This is a genomic window from Spiroplasma kunkelii CR2-3x (genome assembly GCF_001274875.1).
GTDB classification, from domain to species: Bacteria; Bacillota_I; Bacilli_A; order Mycoplasmatales; family Mycoplasmataceae; genus Spiroplasma; species Spiroplasma kunkelii.
Window position 1 is genome coordinate 401808 of record NZ_CP010899.1, and the last position, 15103, is coordinate 416910.

Annotated in this window: 20 protein-coding genes and 5 pseudogenes; 13 read left to right on the forward strand and 12 right to left on the reverse strand. The window is 24.4% G+C overall.

Annotation, left to right across the window (positions count from 1 at the left end):
* Positions 1-115: 115 nt before the first annotated feature.
* Positions 116-697: pseudogene (locus SKUN_RS02135) on the reverse strand (spiroplasma phage ORF1-like family protein); the annotation flags it as partial.
* The gene (locus SKUN_RS02140) at positions 681-1121 is read right to left on the reverse strand and encodes a UPF0236 family transposase-like protein (protein ID WP_053390670.1); all 441 of its coding nucleotides are present in this window, start codon (positions 1119-1121) and stop codon (positions 681-683) included. The gene SKUN_RS02140 and the pseudogene SKUN_RS02135, both read right to left, overlap by 17 nt.
* Before the next feature lie 47 nt (positions 1122-1168).
* On the opposite strand from SKUN_RS02140, the pseudogene SKUN_RS11725 reads away from it, so the two are divergent.
* From SKUN_RS11725 to SKUN_RS10290, 5 genes and pseudogenes are all read left to right on the forward strand, one after another.
* A pseudogene (locus tag SKUN_RS11725) lies at positions 1169-1420 on the forward strand (IS30 family transposase); the annotation flags it as partial.
* 30 nt (positions 1421-1450) lie between these two features.
* Positions 1451-1807, forward strand: a pseudogene (locus SKUN_RS11730) (transposase); the annotation flags it as partial.
* Between the two features lie 272 nt (positions 1808-2079).
* Entirely contained in the window at positions 2080-2919 is an 840-nt protein-coding gene (locus SKUN_RS02150; RefSeq protein WP_083436087.1) for a Cof-type HAD-IIB family hydrolase, read from the forward strand.
* Between the two features lie 156 nt (positions 2920-3075).
* Positions 3076-3285, forward strand: a complete 210-nt coding sequence (locus tag SKUN_RS10285) for a hypothetical protein (RefSeq protein WP_235511285.1) — start codon at positions 3076-3078, stop codon at positions 3283-3285.
* 9 nt (positions 3286-3294) lie between these two features.
* A complete protein-coding gene (locus SKUN_RS10290) occupies positions 3295-3789 on the forward strand; it encodes an alpha/beta fold hydrolase (RefSeq protein WP_235511286.1) in 495 nt (164 codons plus the stop codon).
* 498 nt (positions 3790-4287) lie between these two features.
* On the opposite strand, the pseudogene SKUN_RS02160 reads toward SKUN_RS10290, so the two are convergent.
* From SKUN_RS02160 to SKUN_RS10310, 6 genes and pseudogenes are all read right to left on the reverse strand, one after another.
* Positions 4288-4638 (reverse strand): annotated as a pseudogene (locus tag SKUN_RS02160) (spiroplasma phage ORF1-like family protein); the annotation flags it as partial.
* 11 nt (positions 4639-4649) lie between these two features.
* A complete protein-coding gene (locus SKUN_RS02165; RefSeq protein ID WP_015967964.1) occupies positions 4650-4886 on the reverse strand; it encodes a hypothetical protein in 237 nt (78 codons plus the stop codon).
* On the reverse strand, positions 4886-5263 hold the full coding sequence (locus SKUN_RS02170; protein WP_053390673.1) for a hypothetical protein: 378 nt from the start codon (positions 5261-5263) through the stop codon (positions 4886-4888). The genes SKUN_RS02165 and SKUN_RS02170 overlap by 1 nt, the downstream gene beginning before the upstream one ends.
* Positions 5256-6203: pseudogene (locus tag SKUN_RS11560) on the reverse strand (hypothetical protein); the annotation flags it as partial. The gene SKUN_RS02170 and the pseudogene SKUN_RS11560, both read right to left, overlap by 8 nt.
* A 395-nt stretch (positions 6204-6598) precedes the next feature.
* Positions 6599-6757: a hypothetical protein gene (locus SKUN_RS10305; protein WP_235511289.1), complete on the reverse strand. Its 159-nt coding sequence runs from the start codon at positions 6755-6757 to the stop codon at positions 6599-6601.
* A gap of 25 nt (positions 6758-6782) precedes the next feature.
* The gene (locus tag SKUN_RS10310; protein ID WP_053390674.1) at positions 6783-6989 is read right to left on the reverse strand and encodes a hypothetical protein; all 207 of its coding nucleotides are present in this window, start codon (positions 6987-6989) and stop codon (positions 6783-6785) included.
* A gap of 300 nt (positions 6990-7289) precedes the next feature.
* Between SKUN_RS10310 and SKUN_RS10315 the strand changes: the two genes are divergently transcribed.
* From SKUN_RS10315 to SKUN_RS02205, 6 genes are all read left to right on the forward strand, one after another.
* Positions 7290-7481, forward strand: coding sequence for a hypothetical protein (locus tag SKUN_RS10315; protein WP_235511290.1), 192 nt, complete (start codon positions 7290-7292; stop codon positions 7479-7481).
* A gap of 18 nt (positions 7482-7499) precedes the next feature.
* Complete coding sequence (locus SKUN_RS10320; RefSeq protein ID WP_235511291.1) at positions 7500-7955, forward strand: APC family permease; 456 nt, start codon at positions 7500-7502, stop codon at positions 7953-7955.
* Between the two features lie 200 nt (positions 7956-8155).
* Positions 8156-8425 carry a hypothetical protein gene (locus tag SKUN_RS10325; protein ID WP_235511292.1) on the forward strand — a complete coding sequence of 90 codons (270 nt, stop codon included), beginning with the start codon at positions 8156-8158 and terminating at the stop codon, positions 8423-8425.
* Between the two features lie 178 nt (positions 8426-8603).
* The gene (locus tag SKUN_RS02195) at positions 8604-8930 is read left to right on the forward strand and encodes a hypothetical protein (RefSeq protein WP_053390675.1); all 327 of its coding nucleotides are present in this window, start codon (positions 8604-8606) and stop codon (positions 8928-8930) included.
* Positions 8931-9113: 183 nt separating this feature from the next.
* A complete protein-coding gene (locus SKUN_RS02200; protein WP_053391569.1) occupies positions 9114-9809 on the forward strand; it encodes a hypothetical protein in 696 nt (231 codons plus the stop codon).
* A gap of 26 nt (positions 9810-9835) precedes the next feature.
* Complete coding sequence (locus SKUN_RS02205; RefSeq protein ID WP_053390676.1) at positions 9836-10489, forward strand: MBL fold metallo-hydrolase; 654 nt, start codon at positions 9836-9838, stop codon at positions 10487-10489.
* A 69-nt stretch (positions 10490-10558) separates the two neighbouring features.
* Here the strand turns inward: SKUN_RS02205 and SKUN_RS02210 are convergent, their stop codons facing one another.
* Positions 10559-11389 (reverse strand): GNAT family N-acetyltransferase, encoded by an 831-nt coding sequence (locus SKUN_RS02210; RefSeq protein WP_053390677.1) that lies wholly within the window; start codon positions 11387-11389, stop codon positions 10559-10561.
* 191 nt (positions 11390-11580) lie between these two features.
* Here SKUN_RS02210 and SKUN_RS02215 point away from each other — a divergent pair, with 191 nt between their 5' ends.
* On the forward strand, positions 11581-12798 hold the full coding sequence (locus SKUN_RS02215; protein WP_053390678.1) for a hypothetical protein: 1218 nt from the start codon (positions 11581-11583) through the stop codon (positions 12796-12798).
* A gap of 381 nt (positions 12799-13179) precedes the next feature.
* Here the strand turns inward: SKUN_RS02215 and SKUN_RS10330 are convergent, their stop codons facing one another.
* The 3 genes from SKUN_RS10330 to SKUN_RS10340 form a co-directional block, all read right to left on the reverse strand.
* Positions 13180-13437 (reverse strand): hypothetical protein, encoded by a 258-nt coding sequence (locus SKUN_RS10330; RefSeq protein WP_235511293.1) that lies wholly within the window; start codon positions 13435-13437, stop codon positions 13180-13182.
* 356 nt (positions 13438-13793) lie between these two features.
* Positions 13794-14096: an MFS transporter gene (locus SKUN_RS10335; protein WP_235511294.1), complete on the reverse strand. Its 303-nt coding sequence runs from the start codon at positions 14094-14096 to the stop codon at positions 13794-13796.
* Positions 14097-14208: 112 nt separating this feature from the next.
* A complete protein-coding gene (locus tag SKUN_RS10340; RefSeq protein ID WP_235511295.1) occupies positions 14209-14358 on the reverse strand; it encodes a hypothetical protein in 150 nt (49 codons plus the stop codon).
* A 407-nt stretch (positions 14359-14765) separates the two neighbouring features.
* Here SKUN_RS10340 and SKUN_RS09735 point away from each other — a divergent pair, with 407 nt between their 5' ends.
* Complete coding sequence (locus SKUN_RS09735) at positions 14766-14999, forward strand: hypothetical protein (protein WP_200903006.1); 234 nt, start codon at positions 14766-14768, stop codon at positions 14997-14999.
* Positions 15000-15103 lie beyond the last annotated feature (104 nt).

Sequence of the window (15103 nt, forward strand, 5' to 3'; positions counted from 1 at the left end):
TAAAGGAGAACGTCGCGTATGGTAATGGTGAACCTGAAACACCAACAATCAACAAAAACACTGGTGAAATTACTGACTGAAAAGAACAAAAAGGAACTAAATAACAGTTCCTTTTTTATATTAATCGCACAAATTTCATAAAAATAATTAATAAAAAGATATTTGTTATTGTACTATACAATGCGGGATTAAATTTTCATACTTCGAATATTTGACTAAAAAAACTATATACTGTCTCAAAAACCCTACCAACACCACTCGCTAACTCGTTAACTTGTTTAACTCCCGGAATAGTATTAACAATTCAAATTACGGCATTTTTAATATGAGCACCAAAATCTCATCAACCCTCAGGCGTTACATATTGTACTTGTCATCATTGCTTATCAGGGAATAAACCACCACTATTTATCTCTTGTCAATTATAAATCCCAAAATTAAAATCATAATATCGGTACATATCATTCTCTTTTTGAGCTTGCAATTCAAAAACATTATAACCGATTTTTTGTTCTTCAATTTTTTTATATTGCAAACCATATTTATTTTGTAAATCACCACCAAAAACATAACCAGAATTTAACTTAATATTATAATCATTAGAAACCGAAAAATCATAATTAAAAACACTACCATAATTATTAATGGTATAAAAACGATTTTTAAATGCTGAATATAATTTAATATCTAATTGTATCAGCATTTTTAAAAATATTAGATATTGTTTTTTCACTAATGTTAGCATTTTCTGTTGTATGCAAAATATCTCTATATCTTTTTCCATCACCCATAAAAGATATACATTTATCTTTTAAATTTTTTTCAATTATTTCATATTTTTTTAAACCCAATTCTTCATCTAATGGGTAATAATTAATATTTTCTTTTTTATTTTTATCATATTTAACATATAATCTTCTTTTTATAGGAATATCTCCGTATTCTGTTTTAATTGTTTTGGGTAATTTTGTTACTACCTTATATTCTTGTAATATTTTCCCTTGTTGATATAATCTAAATATATCATTATATTTTTCAATTAATAAATTTGTAATTTTATTTTTTGTTTCTAATTTTTTATTTTCTTTATAATTTCCTAACAAATTTTGGTTTAACTCCATTTTCTTTTTTCCCTATCTTTAAAAAATATTTTTAATATAATATTAATAATACTTATTTACGAGAAATTAAGAGATTTAAAACTATTAAAGAATATAGTGCTTATAAGTCATATAAAATGTATTATAAGAAAAGAAAAAAAGAATAATAAAAGATGTAAATTTACGGAAGAACAGATTAATTTTATGAAAATTAGACTTAATAAATATTGTGATATACCTGATGTGATATACCTGAGCAATTAATTTATCGTTATTTTTTGAAATTTGGAGTTAAATTTCCGGTTTCTGTTAAAACATTGTATAAATGAATTTGTTTGGGTGAATTGGGATTAAAATTAGAAAATCATACTGCTAATAAAGTTTTTGAAAATTTTAAAGATATTGTTATAAATAATAATTTAATTGCAAAAATAAAAGGAATAATAACAGATAGAGGGAAAGAATTTAGCAAATGACGATAAATGGAAATATTTGTTGAAACACAAATATATTTTTGTGATGCTGGTTCACCACAACAAAAACCATTAATTGAAAGAATTAACCGTGAATTTAGAAAATGATTTCCTTCTGGAACTGATTTTAATAATGTTAGTTAACAAAAAATAAATTAAGTAGTTAATGTTATAAATGATAAACTCCGACCGTGTTTAACTTGAATAAGTGCTAAAGAAATTTTTTTGCGTTAAAATTACAAAACTTTAATAATATTTTATTGAGTGAGAACATTAATGATAAATTACAATTTGATAAATTATTAAATATGTCATTAAAATAATAAAATATGTATTTATAATATTTTTAATTTTTTTGAATTTATGGTTTATTTTTGTAATTTTTATTATATTATTTAATTAATAAAGACTTGTTGTACTTCATTTTATATAATTTAATTTTAAAAATAAATGTTTAAACTTTTATAAAATATATTATAATTATGTTATATATGAGAAAAATGATTATGCCAGATATTAAATTAATTGCTGTTGATTTAGATGGAACAGCTTTAAATTCTAACGGGGAAATGTCCCCACGTACTTTGCAAGTTTTAAAAGGATTAGTTAGCAAAGATATTAAATTAGTCATTGCAACAGGTCGCCCTTTATATCAATGCAAGAATATTGTCGCAAAGTTAGGTTTAACTGATAGCGATGATTTTACTGTTAGTTTAAATGGGTCTGTTGTAACAAATAATGCCACAAAAGAAATTTTGTTTTGTGATTTTTTGAATCAACAGTTATTGCGAGATATTTATTTAGATGTTATTAAACTTGATTTAGAAACATTAATTATGTTTGATGCTGATCAGTCTTCATTTAATAAAATCCTTTTACATTGTAAAGGATTTGAAGATAAAATAACCAAAAGTTATTTAGCAAGTTTTGCTGCCGTTAAAGATGAAGTAACAGCATGTTTATATTCCGCTGATTTTAATATTAATGTTAATAAAATTTATATTAGTAGTTATACTCCTGATATTAATCGGTTTGTAACAAAATGACAAGGAAAGATTGAAATTTCCCAAGAAATTCGTGCAGATCGTTCATCGTTAGAAATTACTAGTTGTAATGTTAATAAAGCAACTGGAATTGCTAAAATTTGTGTGAAGTACCAATTAACAAGAAAAAATGTGTTAGCTTTTGGGAACGAACATAATGATGTTGCAATGTTAAAATGAGCTGGAATTGGTGTTGCAATGGGGAATGCTCCTGATGATGTTAAAACAATTGCTGATTTAGTAACTGATGATAATGACCATGATGGTATTGCTAATGTAATTGAACAAATTTTTTTATCGTAGTGGATTAGAATGAAGGTTATTAATACAAATTATCAATAAAGTTTAATTAAGTTTTTTGTAAAAAATAATATCTTAAATAAATTATTCTTGTTGTATTGATGAAAGGGAAAAAATGAAAGTAGTTACAAAAAAACCAAGTAAAAAAAATTATTCTTAATGGGTATTGATAATTTTGTTTTAATTGATGATGAATATTATTCAAAAAAATATGTGCGATATTTTTTTAATTTTACCCAAAATTATCAACGAACTGGGATGTTAACAATGAATTTAAAAAGTTTTGATTTTAATAGTTTTGAAGCATATCATCAAGATCTTATTGCAAAAGAATTAAAGCAATTAAATTTTTGTTTTAACACAATATAAGAAACACAAATGAAAACCATAACAATTTTAAACCAACAACAAGAATTCATTAGTGCTCTTTATTTACAACATCTACATTCTCAAAAGTGAGTAATTGGTTTACATGGGTGAACAGAAAAAAAATACTTATCGTTACGACAAGTTTATTATTTTTATCAAAAAGGTTATAATGTTTTGACATTTTATAGTGTTGCACACGGTTTAAGCGCCGGAAAATATAGTGGGATTGGTTATTTAAATGCAGAAAACTTAAATGATGTTATTGCATGGATAACAAATAATTTTACTGTCAATGAAATTGGCTTAATTGGAAATAGTATGGGAGCGGCTTGTTTAACAAAATATTTACTAGATCATGGATACCAAAATGCTTTAATTAAATGATCAATTAGTGATTGTGGGTTTAGTAACTTATTAGTACAATTTCGGTATGTGATGCAATATTGTTATCAGAGTTGTTGATGATTAATTAGTTTTGGTTTAAGAAAGAAATTTAAACAATAACTTGGTTTTAATCTTTGCCATTATGATTTATTAAAACATACATAACGATTAAAAAATTTATCAATGTTATTTTTTCATGGTACTAATGATGATTTTGTCCCTTATTTTATGAGTAAAGAATTTTATACTCAGAAAATTAAATCAGAACCATTAGGACAAAGTCAGTTTTTATAATTATTAAATTTAGGATATGTTGAAGAAATTTCAAAAGGTCATAAAAGTTATTTAGCAGCAATTAAAACATTTTTAATACAACAAGAAAGGAAAAAATAATGAAATTACAAAAAAATGGCTTTTGACAAATTTTATCCTTAGCCATTTCAGCCACATTGGGTTCTTCAATTTTAGTTTCGTTTGGGTAAGTTGCTTTTCAAGCACAATTTAATCCAATTTTAATTATTATTGTAGTATACCACAGTTGTAATAAAAAAAATAATAACAATGAAAACAAAGAAAATAATAAACCAGAACTATCATATACTCCACAACAACCACCAGAAAATAGTAAAAAAAAGATGAACTTGGTTTATCATAAACAACTCCCGTTGAATAACTATCTTGTAAAAAATCCAAATACCATTTATCATTAAACAATAATTTTTTTGATGTTTTTAAAGTTGGATTAATAAAATAATTTGTCTCCGACCAATTTTCAAAAAAAATGCTGCGTAAAAACATTGTATTAATAAAATCAGTTTCATTAATACCTTTATCAATACTATTCTTCTCTTGTTTAAGTGTATAATGTTCTCCATTTAACGGTCTAAACGCCGTTAAAGTAATAAATGGAATAACCAAACCTAAAAAACTTAAAATAAATATGGCAAATAAAGATAACGATTTTTTCATAAACTTAACTCCTAACTATACAATGTTTTTGAAACAATAAACCCAACAATATATAAACTCGATATTGTTAACATTAACGGATGACTAAACAAAACTGCCATTCTGCCAAATAATCAAATCAACCAAGTATCAGAATTATATAAATCCATAATAATATTTTTTGCTGATGTAAATTGATTAATAATAACAGTAATAAAACCAGTTCCAAATATAGCGATTGCCGCCACCAATAAAACTAATTTAATCATTATTTAACACCTCTTTTAATTTTTGCTTGTTGTCTAATATTTTGACGTTTAATTTCTCGTTTAACTTGTTGCTTATTACTATTCTGATAAACATTTTTACCAACATTAATACCTTTTCGTACAGTTGATGAATATACTTGCGAAACACCATTATTAACTGTTGAACCTAAATTATTATACTGTGTTGATGTGTCGTGAATTGCGTAAATTGATAACTTAATAACCATAAAAAAGATTAAAAAATAAGCAATCGACGTATTTGTCATTGGTAATTTTGTATTTCAAATTACATCAAAAATAAACAAAAATATATCAAAAACAAAACTAAAAATCTTGTCTCAATTACTATTATTATTTTCAACTAATAAATTAATCATCTTTACTATTTCCTTTCTCTTTTTTAGGTTTTAAATTCTTTTTCAAAATATCAATATCAAATAACTCCAATCGTTCTTTAACACTTAATTTAGTAATTTCTGACCAATAATATTCTTTTTTATTAATAATTTCATCATTTTTTAAATCACGCACAAATTTTAATCATTGACTATCATACTTATTGGCAAATTCAAGCGGAATAATTATTTTAAAAAACCGAATTCCTAATCCAACATTCGACTTATGTTTTACTCGTTTACCTTATGCTGTTTGTTCTACTGATTTTGTTTTTCAAATTTCATAATCGGTTATATCTTGGAAAATTCCAATTCGCATAATAAAGAAACGATTAAAAAAATTAAATCCTTTTTTAGCAACAGGTTTTTTCAATGAAATTGGAATAATAATTCCACTTGCTAACTGGCGAATATTGTTTCAAATCATTCCCTCACGCTGAGCAGTAAACAACGCACGATTACCAAAATGTCTCGCTAAAACAATTCATGGTATTTTACCACTATGAACTTTTTTCTCATCGTGAGGACTAGTTCCATCAATATACAAATAACTTTCATCAAATAAAATAACACTATCATCGGGTGGAACTGGTTTTGTTCTATCGGTAAAATCTAAATTTTTAAATGTTAAAACTTTAAATTTATCATCTTCTAACGGATAATTACTATAAATTTCATCTGTCAATAATTTCATAGTTTGCGATAAATAATTTAAAAGTAATGTTTTTCCAGTTCCTAATTTACCAATAATTACCGACAACGAATTATCTTAAATAAATTGAACTAACCGAAAAGCGTTTAACTGATAAAAAATATTTTTTCACAATCATCACACAAAATAAACACACTGCAAAGCAAACAACAATCAAAATATTAAACCAACACAATACAAAGAAATTATCCAAAATAATATCCTAACTAAATATTTGTTTAATAAACAATGTTATAAATAATGTTTATATAATGTTTATTTATTGTAATAAACACTGATTATTAACAATGTTATAAATAATGCTAATATATTGTTTATTTAATGTTTAATAAACACTGTTAATAAACATTGTTAAATATATAAAATAATAAAAATTGGCACACTGAAAATAACTATTAAGAACTTTAATAGTAAATATAATAAGTTCATTTTTCTATTTAATAAATTCATTTTTTACATCAAATCACATATAAAAACTAGTGTGCCACAGTTAAAATATATGATAAATAATAAATACTAAACTCCTTTAACCATAATACGGAAAAAATTTAATATTTTTATAATACAAAATATAGCAAACGGAATTAAAATAATTCACGCATCGCCTAAAAAACCATTATCTCAGTTAAAATATTTGTTATACCTTCTTTAACTTTTCATAATGCACTAGTTAAACCAGTTCAAATACCCGTCATACCCTCAGTCATAGTTTTAGGTGTATTTGCTAAAAAATTAACTGCTGTTGTTAAATACATACCTAACATTATTTTTTATCCTCCTTTCTTTCAATTATTTTTTATCTTTTTTCTTTCCTAGAATTTGTTTAATTTTTTGATAAATTGATAAACAAATTCAAGCAAAAATCTCCAATAAAATAATAATACTAAATATTGTTGTTAATCAAGTTGGCACAATATAACTCCCTTTTAAAAAATTAAAAAATTGAAATTTGCAAACTCGATCCGCTCGTTGTCGCTTCGCTCCATTAAAAAACATTATTGAATAAATTATCCGCTAATAAATTACGCGGAATAATTTATTCTTTTACTTTTTAATTTCAATATCTTTTGCAATCTTATTAACAGTATTAATAACATTATCTTTACCATACTTTTTCACTAGCGACCGCAAAATAAAATATTGTTTTATTTGCATAATTTCAACTCCTTAATTAAAAATATTAAAAAAAATTTACTTTCCAAAACTGTAAAAACCAAAAATACAAAATGTGTGTAATTTCTACAAATTTTAATTATTATTGTATGAATTTTAGGGGGCTTATTAGTTTTACCAGAAATGTTATTATTATCCGAGGGTGCAACATTGTATTCTAAAAATTGGAAAAGTTATTATTGAATTAAACGAGCAAAATGGAATGCTTGTTCATTTTGATTTGGATGAATTATGGTGTTATTTGTTAGTGCTACAGCAGTTGCAACTGCTTGTTTAGCTTTTGGGAATATTGTTGTGACATTATTAAAATTATAAAATCAATTATATGGTAAAATGTTTGGGATTTTGATTTTATTTGGTTTAGTTTTAATGCAACTATTGATTAAAAAGAGTAGTGGGTATTCACAAATTATTTTTGCCTTACTAAAGGGTTTACCGATTGTATTAGTATTAATTATTGTAATGGTATATGGTAATACAAGTATGGAAGCAATTACCTATGTTAGTGGAGAAGTTATTAATCCTCGTAAAAATATTCCCCCGGCAATGATTATTGCTACAATTATGATTGTAATTCTTTATATTATTTTAGCAATTGGTTTACTAACAATTAATAAACCTCAGGCATGAATCGGGCCGAATGGATTTAATAATGTTTGATATTATGCTATTATAAATAATCCAGCAATTCCACCAGTTTTGAATTATTTGTTTTCGATTTTATCAATTTTTATTTTTGTTGGTTCATTAAATTCAATTTTTAGTCTATCATTTGTGGTTGATTTTTAAAATGAGTGAAGAAAAAGATTTTTTTGCTTTTTTTCAAAAAACAACAAAACTAACTAATATGCCATACTTAGCAATGCTATTTTTAGTTATATTAGCAGTTATTTATATTTTATAAACATCATTATTTAATGTTACAAATTATTTTATTTTAGCAGTTAGTGTTTTAAAATTTATTACAATGCTTAGTTTAATTTATTTAAATGCTTAGTTTAATTTATTTACGGATTAATGATTCAAAGTATGAGCCATTATATCAAAAACCACTTTTTATTATCTTAGTTATTTTAGCATTAAGTTCTTGTTTGATTACTTTTATTGGTTCAATCTTAGCAATGTATTATTATGCACAAAATACCCATAATATGTGAGAGTTATGAAATTATTTACTTGTATTAGGTGGAATGTTAAGTGATTATCCATTTTATTATGTTAAAAAATGATGTGCTCAGAAATTAAAACCTAAAAAGTAAAAAGACAATATTAATAGAAAAGAAAAAGGAGAATATTTTACAAAATAATCTTTTAAAAAAAATTTAATGATATAATATTGTTGTTCATATGACAATATAATAAATCTTCCTTTTTTCTTTTTAAAATTTAAAGTATGATTTTAAATATTCATTTGAATAAGAAAGGAGGGCAGCAAGAATGTATAATAATAATAAACCACAACACAGATTTAATAAAAAAAATGAACAATTTATTAACGATGAAAAGTTTTTATTAGCATCAAAACAACCGCAATTAAAAACAGTTACTAGTAAAGATGGACAAATAAGAGATTTATGTGAATTTTGAGTTTTACATAATGGTGAAGAAGTGCAATGTGTAGTATGAAATGATTTAGCACAAAAATTAAATGCTGAATTTAATCTTGAAAGCTTTACAGCAATTACTATTACTTATAAAAAAAATTTTAATGATTTTACTGGTAAAACTCGTTATAGTGTTCGTGATTTTGCTTTTACTAATTAATTCATTCTTTGATTTTAAAGTAAAACAATAAAAACCCCTTGAAAAGGGTTTTTTCTTTGTAGTTATTAATAAAAGTCTAGTATTAAAGGAATTTAAATTGTGTTCTATTTTGTTAATAAGATTTTTTTAGGGAAAAAATGTTATAATAACATTAATTGAAAGCAAAAGGATCATATAAAATTTATGGAGAAAAAATATTTAATTAAAATATTAGCAAAAAAGGATGCAACTTTAAATTATAAAACAGCAATGACTTTAACCCAAAAGGTTTTAGCAGAAAAAACTGGGACTGTTGATGCTAAAATTATTTTATGTTTTAAATGATATCGCCCATCGCAAGAAGTTTTTGAAAGTATTTATTCAACTGCTGTATGAGGAACAAAGATTGCTTTTGAACGTTATCAAGATTTAATTCCTAATATTGCTTTAAAAGATGTTGTTTCTTTCAAAGCTTTATATAAAGGGATTATGAATGTTTTTGTTAAAATTGATGATGAAATCCAAGCTTATGGGGAAAATATAATTGCTATTACTGATTATGCTAATTTATTATTAACCATTATTTTGGAAATAACTAAAACCAATTTTATCCGAATAATTTTTCATGATGAACATCTTGATAATCCTAATATTAATCCTTTTTTAAGTTATATTTTAGGAGGGGCAGCATTAGGAATTGCCCGTTGGTTTGGTTATAGAATTCTTCATCAAGATGACGGACATGAATTAATTCAAAAATTATATATAATGAATATTAATAAAATTAAGGGATTTGACCATGATAATATTAATGACATTTTATTTTCAATTGAAGATTTATTAAATTATATTGAAAAAAACTCTTATTTTATTGAAGAGTTTAGCGCAGCAGATCAATAGAATTATTTCATAAAGGAGAAAAACTTATGGCAAAAATGAAAAACTTTGTAGATGCAACATATGATAACCAAAATGTTTATTTAATTATTAATAATCAAAATGAGGCAATTATGATTGATGCATCAAATGCAACAAGAAGAGCAATTGAATATATTAAACAAAAAAAATTAACCTTAAAAGCATTATTTATTACACATGGGCATATTGATCATTATGATGGCCTTGATAATGTTTTAAAAGAATATCCAGATTTAAAAATTTATATTCAAAAAATTGATTTACGATTATTGTCGCAACATAAGGTTGACGATGAGACAGGTGCAATTTTAGGTCTAGGAATTAATTATCCATTAACAAATATTGTTGCTTTAAGTGGTGATACTGTTGTTGAAGAAATTGGTTATCACATTGAAGTTTTTCATATTCCTGGTCATACCGTAGGAACTCAAATGTTAAGAATTAAAGCGCTAAATTTAGTGACAACTGGTGCTAGTTTAATGCCTGATAAAACAAGTCCTGGTTATACAGGAGCTATGTGTAATGATAATTACTTTATTACTGAATTACGTCGCATTACTAATTTAGATGCAAAATGACATGTGTTACCTGGGCATAATAAACCATTTCGAATGGCTCATGCTCTTGCTGAAAAAGTAATTACAGTAGAAGAAAATGAATAAATTTCTAAAAGGGGAAAAGAAAAAGTAGAATCATTCTACTTTTTCTTTTCCCCTTTATTTAAGAAAACATTATTCTTGTGAGTAATGCATTACATAAGTGTTAAAATATAAATCTTGTGGCTCAAAACCTAGTTTTTGATACCAAGCAACTTGGTTATCTGGTACCACAATACCAACAGTTTGGAAATTTGCTTTTTTTGCTTGGTGTAATAAATGCATTAACATTTTCTTTTTATTTTCAGAATTATCATTATTGTCAGTAATTCTAATTACAGCGATTGTTGCCTCAAAAAAGAGAATCCCAGTTGTCATTGATGTTTCATCTTTAGTTAAGGTTACAGCATAGCAAAGATTGTTAACTTGATCTAATGTAGGATTAGGTTGTGAAGTTGGTAAATCTTTTAATGGTAAATCAGCATCACTAATAATTTTAAGGTTTGTTGTAGTTATTAATTTGGGTTTTTTTTCTTCGTAAAACATTGCTAGATCAGTTATCGGATTAAATTTTTCGTTTTTTAATAATTCATTTTTTGCGGTAAAAGTTTTTAAATCAATCATGATTCCAATTCCAGTTTGCAAATATGTTAAACCATTTTTTTCAAAAAATGAACGTTCTGCTTGGTTATTATCAACTGTAATTGTACACCAAATAAATGGTGTTTTTTCTGAATAATATTCATCAATAATTTCACCAGCTTTTGCAAATTGTTCTGATGTTGCTAGATGCGAACTAATAACACCATTAATACTATTTTTTAATTGACGAGTATCAATTTGATAAAATAAATTGTTACTATCAAGTTTATTTTGTTGTTGTTCATTATCATGCTTTGGATCAACAGTATAATTAATATAATTTACAACCAACTGGTTTATTTTTTCATTATTAAAATTAAACATTTTGAATCCCCCTTTTATTAGTTATAATTTTATCACTTTTTGGTGTTAGAAGAAAAAAATTTAAAAAATAGATTTAAATTTAGTAAAATAGTAAGGAAATTATGAAAAATAAAATAATAATGCCTACTTGTCTTTACATAAAAAATGACTAAAATATATATTATATGATTTGATGTTAAAGGAGTTATACAATGTTCAAGTGAAATCCTCGCGTTCATTTTTATTTACGTTTGGGAGCTTTAATTATTTTAAGTTTATTTTTATTGCTTGATTTAATCATGGCAATTTATTATCCACAACCAAAATTTGCACACTTAGGTTATAGTGAAAGAATTTCTAATTATTATTCTTTTTTTACAACGCAAACAAATTATATTGTTGCTCTATATTTTTTCTTATATTTGTTTGAATCAAAATTTAAAAATACAAAACCACACTATGTGATTCAATTAGCAGTTACAACGTACATTACAATTACAATGTTAGTTTTTTGAGTTGGTATTGTTGGTCAAAAAAATCAAGCAGCACAATATCGTCCTTATCACTGAGTGGCAACAGTAATTTTACATTTAGTGATGCCAGTTATAATGATTACAAGTTATGTTTTAACAGCTGGTGATCATTATTATCATTATGAAGAACATCACAAAAAGTATTTATGATTAATTATGTTATATATGGTAGCATATTTAATAATTATTTTAATACGAGGAACTTATCGACATTTAGATGGCAAAGACCCTAGAATTCTTTTTCCATACTTTTTCTTAAATTATTTTAAACTTGGTGGTGATTTTATGGTTGCTACAGCATTAGTAGTAATTTGTGTTGTTTCAGTTTCATTACAATATTTTTATATTTTCATTAATAATTTATTGTACTTCCGTTATTATCGAAACAAAAATGTTAAAATTGTTTCAATTCAATATGTGATGAAAACTAATAAGTTTACCATCATTGGTTTTATTATAGGAATTATTGTTTTAGTCTTTAATATTATCATTGATATTATTGTTCTTGATAGGGCAATTATTTATGATAATTTTTTTCCTCAGCAAAGTTCTAATATTGAATCCATGATAAGATATGATTTTATTGAGTATTATAACATTGATAGTCGGGTTTTAATTGCCTTTATTTGTATTGCAATTTTTGCATTAATTGGTTTTATTTTTTGCTTTATTTTTGCTTTAAAAGGTAAAATTGGAGCACGACTAGCTGGTGCTTTATTAATGATTACTTTAATGTTCTTTACTTGAATTTGAATTATTGGTCCGGTCTTTTGTTTGACTGTTGGCTTAATTTTATTTAATGGTCGTGAAAAAATAACAGAAATTACACTAGTTGAAGCTCATAACCTTCGTTGACTAAAAAAAGCAGCTAAGGCACAAAAGAAAGTTAAGAAATAAGTTAAATTAAGCAACATTATAATTTATTGCTTTTTTTCTTTTTGTAAAACTAGTAATAAAACAAAACCACTAATTGTTGCGAATAAACCAATTGCAGTAATAATTGCTAAACTAATTTGGTTAGCTAGTTTATTATAAAGATAGCCGGCTTCGGTTCCATAATTTTTTAATAAGAGAGAATCAATTTGTCAAAATTAAGCATCGGGGAAAAAGCAATAAATGAAATTAAACCAACTGAGGCAGCATATTCTTTTTGACTTATATTAATTTCAGAAATAGTTGCTCATCGATTAGTAACTAAGGCTCAACAAATAATTCCTAGCATTAAGTATAAAATAATAATAATAATAATACCTTGAATAGCTATTTTTCAGGTGTTACTTAATGTTTAAAAAGAAGTTTTGGTGTATCTAGAGGTAAACTAATTGCAGTGATTGTAATAATTGAAGCGCAGGTTAAACCAATAACAATAAATAAAATGTATTTTTGTGTAGCATCAGCTAGTTTTCCAGCGGGAGCACTAAATAAAAAGCGGAAAAAATATGTTCGTAAAATTCCAACAATAACCACAATAATTGGAATAATTTTTAAAGCATCTTGCATAAAAGTAACAAAAATACTTAATCCTGATTGATACATATAACCCCCCATAATTAATAACGTTACAATTCATAATTTAAAATTATTTAATGTTTTTCCAAGATCTTTAATTTAAAAAGTAGTAACTTGATTAGAGTTGTGATTTAAATCAGGAACAAATTTTCATAATAATAAACAATTAATAAAAATTAAACCCGTAAAAATAAAAACTAATGTGCTAAATTCTCAATTACCTAATGATGCTGTTCAAACATTTTCAAATAATCAAAAGACTATAAATAAGCAAAGGCAATTAAAATTGTTCCAATTATACCGTTTAAACTACCATGTATTACATTTAATTTTCCATTTTCAGCTGGTGTTCCTTGTTCTGAAAGTATTTTTCATAAGGCGCTTTAAAAAAAACAGGTAATAAAACTTCATAACGAAAAAATAATGTATACTTGAATGATTTTCTCACTATTTATAAAGGGAATTACACCATATCAAATACTAACAATTCCAATTCCTCTTAATCCAAGCAATGTTAATTTTTTTAAATTAAATCGGTCAGCAAAATAATCGCTAACAAAATAACTTAATAACGCAACATAACCATAAATGGCATTTGCTTGTGAGAATTCAGAAGCAGTGATTCCTAAACCATCAGCAATTTTAACAGAAGAAATAACATTTTTTAAATAAAATGGGACAGTCATTATTAAAACATCAGTTAAAGCTAAGATAGCAATAATATTAATTATTTTTACGATTAAGACTTTTTTTGCTTATTATTTTTCATTTTTTACTTCCTTTTTAAAATAACAAATGTTATTTTAAATTAGGATTTAAAGTAGCATTGTCGCTAATATAACCATGAATAAAAGTTTTATCATATAAATTATTAATTACTTTCACATCTTTATTATTTTTAAAAGTTCAAAGATTTAAGCGTAGATTAAGTTTTTTAATAATTGGCACATTCCTTTTTTGTTTTGCAGTAGCAATTGAAGGATGTAAATAATCAAAATGCTTAATTAAATTTTCATCAATATCTTTTAAACTTTCAATTAAATAACCTTTTTAAATTCCTTATTACCACCGTACTTAAAGGGGTAAAAGTTGCGGAGTGTAGAAACCACACATATTTTGTATTTTTGATTTTTACAGTTTTGGAAAGTAAATTTTTTTTAATATTTTTAATTAAGGAGTTGAAATTATGCAAACAAAGCAATATTTTATTTTGTGGTCGCTAGTGAAAAAGTATGCTAAGTCATTTTTTAATATAAATTGTTCCTTTTTATTGTTTTATATAATTGATTTTATCATATATTAATTATTCGTATTAAATATTAATTTTATATATTTTTGATGGTAGTTGTAAATTAATGAAATATATTATTAATAATTTTAATTTGTTTTATTTACAGGTAAAATTAAAGAATTTTTTAAGTAAAAATTATAAAAATAAATATTATAATAAAAGAATAAAACAAAAAATATTTTCATATATTAATTTATGTAATGATTATTATGTTAATAGTGGTAAATTTTTATCGAAAGATTTAATTAAAAAATATTTTAAAAATAAATTTTCAACTTTTTTATTATTGAGCGAATAAAATTTTAATTGCATATAAGAATAATTATTTTGATGAATTATTATTAAAATGAACGTTACCACATAATATTAAATATTAATTATCAATATAGTAATCATATTCGC